This is a genomic window from Mycobacterium sp. 852002-51961_SCH5331710 (assembly GCF_001665535.1).
Classification (GTDB): Bacteria; Actinomycetota; Actinomycetes; order Mycobacteriales; family Mycobacteriaceae; genus Mycobacterium.
On record NZ_LZSQ01000079.1, the window covers coordinates 1 to 3,626 of the forward strand.

The 3,626-nt window shown below is 63.9% G+C and carries 5 protein-coding genes; 3 read left to right on the forward strand and 2 right to left on the reverse strand.

Going from position 1 to position 3,626, the window contains the following annotated elements; translation table 11 throughout:
* Nucleotides 1-80: 80 nt before the first annotated feature.
* Both A5752_RS13525 and A5752_RS13530 read left to right on the forward strand, forming a co-directional pair.
* The gene (locus tag A5752_RS13525) at nt 81-920 is read left to right on the forward strand and encodes a phage major capsid protein (RefSeq protein WP_067086068.1); all 840 of its coding nucleotides are present in this window, start codon (nt 81-83) and stop codon (nt 918-920) included.
* Nucleotides 917-1,126: a hypothetical protein gene (locus A5752_RS13530; protein WP_067086071.1), complete on the forward strand. Its 210-nt coding sequence runs from the start codon at nt 917-919 to the stop codon at nt 1,124-1,126. The genes A5752_RS13525 and A5752_RS13530 overlap by 4 nt, the downstream gene beginning before the upstream one ends.
* A gap of 570 nt (nt 1,127-1,696) precedes the next feature.
* On the opposite strand, the gene A5752_RS13535 is transcribed toward A5752_RS13530, so the two are convergent.
* Nucleotides 1,697-1,933 (reverse strand): hypothetical protein, encoded by a 237-nt coding sequence (locus A5752_RS13535; RefSeq protein ID WP_156613839.1) that lies wholly within the window; start codon nt 1,931-1,933, stop codon nt 1,697-1,699.
* Between the two features lie 256 nt (nt 1,934-2,189).
* On the opposite strand from A5752_RS13535, the gene A5752_RS13540 reads away from it, so the two are divergent.
* On the forward strand, nt 2,190-2,888 hold the full coding sequence (locus tag A5752_RS13540; protein WP_067086077.1) for a DUF2335 domain-containing protein: 699 nt from the start codon (nt 2,190-2,192) through the stop codon (nt 2,886-2,888).
* A 3-nt stretch (nt 2,889-2,891) separates the two neighbouring features.
* On the opposite strand, the gene A5752_RS13545 is transcribed toward A5752_RS13540, so the two are convergent.
* Nucleotides 2,892-3,137 (reverse strand): hypothetical protein, encoded by a 246-nt coding sequence (locus A5752_RS13545; RefSeq protein WP_067086080.1) that lies wholly within the window; start codon nt 3,135-3,137, stop codon nt 2,892-2,894.
* Nucleotides 3,138-3,626: the final 489 nt, after the last annotated feature.

A 3,626-nucleotide genomic window follows, 5' to 3' on the forward strand; every position in this document is an offset into this window, starting at 1 on the left:
CCGCACCAGCACTCAGCACTGTGAGCGTTTCGCGCTGTCACGCGCGCGCTCGATTCGCCTGCACACCAAGGAGTTAACGCATGTCTCTCTATACCGCCGGAGCTGCCGGAATATTAACCGCCACTGAGGTCGGCGCGCTCGTCATCCGTCCGCTCATCGAGCAGTCGGTCGCAGCCCAGGTGTCCACTGTCGTGGAAACCAATTCACACGATTTTCGCGTCCCGGTCGTGTCCGCCGACCCAACCGCAGCGTGGACCGCCGAAGGCCAGGAAATCGCCGCCAGCGACCCGACCATCGGCGAAGTGATCGTCACCCCCAAGAAGCTGGCCGGGTTGACCGTCATCAGTAACGAACTCGCGTCCGATAGCTCCCCGGCAGCGTTGGGCATTGTCGGCGAAGGTCTCGTGCGGGACCTACGGAGAAAGCTGGACGCCGCTTACTTCGCCAGTGCCACGCCGACGAACGGACCTGCGGGCGTTGGTGTGCTGTCGGGTATCGGCACGGTTGACGCGGGTGCCACCTTCGCCGATCTGGATTGGGCGGCCGAAGCGGCCAGCCTTGTCGAGACCGCGCACTCCACGTTGACCGCGTTCGTGGCGGCACCGGCGACCGCGCTCACGCTCGCAACCATCAAGGAACAGACCGGGTCGAACAAGGCCCTACTCGGCGGTGGCGACCCGACTGCACCGACCTCGCGCACTATCGCCGGGGTGCCGCTGTACACGTCGCCAGCGGTGCCCGCGAACACCGTGTGGGGAATCGCCGTACAGCACAGCATCGTGGTGATGCGGCAGGACCCAAGCGTCGTCGTTGACGGTTCGGCGTTCTTTACCAGCGACCGCGTTGCGGTGCGCGCCACGCTGCGCGTCGGGTTCGCATTCCCGCACCCCGCCGCCCTGGTCAAGGTCACCACGTCATGACCGCCCGAAAGACCACCGCCCGAAAGACCACCGCCCGCAAGGCCGCTCACACCACAGCGGACGGCACCGCCGACACGGTGACCGTCACGGTGCGACGACCACACGCGGTCTACTGGGACGGCCACCAGCGCGGCGGCACATTGCACGGCGTCGACCGCCAGACGGCCGAGGACTGGCAGCGCCAAGGCTGGGCCGACATCACCTGACCCGGGAGGGCCGGGCCAGCGTCAAACCCCGCCATGGGATCGCACTCAGGGGCAAGGGTCCGCCACGACGCCATGGCTGGCTGAGCGGATACCTGCGCCAGCCCGGCCCCCCACACGGTCAGCGGGTGATGCGGTACCCGCCGCCCGCCGACCACGCCCACATCGGCAGCCACAACCCGAACGTCACCACCGACAAGGCAAGGTGCAGCCCGTGGTTGGGCTGCCGATACCGCACAGTGCACGGCCTCACGGTGCGCGTGCGGCCTGTCCATGTGCCGTTCCAATACCTCAGATCAGCGTGACGCCACGGGTCCGCATACCAGCCAGTCACCGCGCACCGCCCACCGTGATTCATAAGTGCCCCCTCGTTCGGTTGGTCGACGTGCTGGCTGAGGTCAGCAGCACCGCCGACCATACCGCGCGATACGGGCTCTGACCAGCGAATTGGCAAGTGCAACAACGTGTTTGGGGTTAGGGGGTCACTCCGACGCGACCCGAGCGGCCCCCCATTGGGCATAGCGTTTCGGATCCTGTACGGGTTTCAAGGTTTAGAGGGTTGGGGAAGTCGGGCTAGTCGTCCTCGGCGGGCGGGAGCGTGATACCAGCGGCCTTGAGCCGTTCTTCGAGTTTATTGAGGCGTATGCGGTAGTCGGCCTCAAGGTTGTAGATCGTCTCTGCCAGCAGCACGACCAACGGGCTATCGCCAGTCGGCTCATCGAAGTTGTTGAGGATGTCCTGGGCGAACTCTCGAAATTTGTTGGTGACGTAAAAGTCATCCGGTACGGGGAGAGTGAGGAACTGGTCCATCCTGGCCACAAAGGTCTCCAATCGCAGTCGAGGTTAAGACAGAGGGGGTGGCAGCCTGGCCCAGGTCCCCCAAACTGGAAACTTACATAGTTTTGGTTGCAGACGGGGTCAACTCAAGAGCGACCCTGTCGGTCAGGCTGGAATATGAATTGGTCGCCGAAATGTTTGCAAAGTCGCATGGAGATGTTGTCAGCGATTGGCATACTCTGACCTGGTCAGGAGTCCGTGTGACTGGCATTTCGGCGGAAAGGTTAGCGTGGGGGATGGCCCAGAAACGAACTTCGAGCAGCGCGGCGATGAAACGAGCGCGGGCACGCGGCGTGGACACGATGCTCGTGCAGCCGAAGCGGATGCTGACAGGGCGACGGGTGACTCAAACGTCAGCGACCGGCATGGTTCGGAAGGCGACCAAAGCGGTGCAGGGCAAGCGGGTGCGGAGCTAGCTACCCAGGACGTCGTCGCCGAAGTCGAGGAAATCCTCGAAGGTGAAATTGACGATCGGCGCGTCTCAGAGATCATTTCGCGTGAATCGTGGGCCGGTCCGCTTCCGCCGCCCGCCGCGCTAGCGGCCTACGAGCGTGTGCTGCCAGGTGCGGCAGACCGGGCATTCCGATTGGCTGAACGAACGCAGGACCTTCGGCATGAGCGCGAACAGACAGTGCGCACTTCCATAGAAGGCGAAATCGCCATACAGACGACGATCGCGGACGCGGATAGGGATGCGCTGAAACGCGGTCAGTACCTTGCGGCCGGTATCTCTGTTCTGATCGGCGTGTTGAGCTTCGCGGGTTTATTTCTGACTCCGTGGGCCGCCGTTGGCTTCGCTGTGCCCTTGGCTCAAGTTGCGACAGCGATTGTTAGGACGGTGTCGGACGGGCCTGACCGTGATGACGACGACGATAAAGACGACCCGGGGGAGCCGGGCCGCGATGTGGTCCCGTCCAACGGGGCCTAGCTCTCAGATGTGCTCGGTGTACGCGCTGTCGATGGACAGACCCGACGCCCGCATTCCCAGCAGGCCGTCGACGTGGCGGCGTGCTGCGGCCTCGGTGTAGTGAGACTGCCGCAGTTCGTCCGGTTTCCCGTTCCGGATTTCGGTCCATTCGACCCGCCACAACTCGGTGCCGGGATACGACGTGTGGTCGCCGGGGGTTGGTTTGGTGTTCCGGGTCAGCGCGACCCGTGTCAAGCGCTTGACGATCACCTGAGGAACGGTATCGGCGGGCACCGACACTAACGCGGTGATCTACACCCCGTGTCCGGCTATATCCATCTGGATCCCTTTAGGTGTCGGTGGAGTGCCGAGGGTCGCAACGGCACAGGCAATCTCGTGGCCGACGTCCGCGCGGTCAGCAAAGCCAGCGGCTGACCTCAGTCGATGTAAACGATCAGAAGTGTGCCTTGGGCGTTTGTGCCCACACAACGCTTGGCTTCTGGCCATATATCTGTAGTCGCAGGAGCGCAGGTCATCAAGTACGACTGGTGGGTTACCGGGCTGTAGGCCATAACAGTGGAGCCTGGGGTGGAATACCAAGCCGCACGGACGCTGTCCGCGAAGGCGCAACTGGTGTCATCGGAGGCAGCCCCACTCACGCCCGATGGGCAGAGCTTGAAATTCTCGACTGGGGTTGACGGTGCGGGTGGCGGTGGAGGCCGCGGCGGGCCTGCCGTGGTACCCCGGTCAGGCCGGGCT

Bases quoted from the DNA above. Each gene is read 5' to 3' on its own strand.
- A5752_RS13535 (WP_156613839.1), bottom strand. From the start codon at position 1,933: ATGGACCAGTTCCTCACTCTCCCCGTACCGGATGACTTTTACGTCACC.
- A5752_RS13525 (WP_067086068.1), top strand. From the start codon at position 81: ATGTCTCTCTATACCGCCGGAGCTGCCGGAATATTAACCGCCACTGAG.
- A5752_RS13530 (WP_067086071.1), top strand. From the start codon at position 917: ATGACCGCCCGAAAGACCACCGCCCGAAAGACCACCGCCCGCAAGGCC.